The 211-nt window shown below is 46.4% G+C and carries 1 tRNA gene; it reads left to right on the top strand.

From position 1 onward, the window contains the following. Positions 1–137: 137 nt before the first annotated feature. A tRNA-Asn gene (locus E0698_RS26460) sits at positions 138–210 on the top strand. The last annotated feature ends 1 nt before the right edge of the window (position 211 follow it).

The raw sequence follows: 211 nt of genomic DNA, 5'->3' as shown, positions 1-211 counted from the left end.
AGATAGGTTGGGGGTGGAAGTGCAGTAATGCATGGAGCTGACCAATACTAATCGGTCGAGGGCTTATCCTAAGAATAGGACGCAATGGAGTTTCGGATCCAGTTTTCAGGGTGTAACCTTGAATAAATGATTATTATTCCCTGATAGCTCAGTTGGTAGAGCACTCGACTGTTAATCGAGTTGTCACAGGTTCGAGTCCTGTTCGGGGAGC

Origin of the sequence: Paenibacillus sp. 23TSA30-6, assembly GCF_014858585.1 — a bacterium.
GTDB lineage: Bacteria > Bacillota > Bacilli > Paenibacillales > Paenibacillaceae > Paenibacillus.
This window is presented reverse-complemented; position numbering and strand designations above follow the sequence as displayed.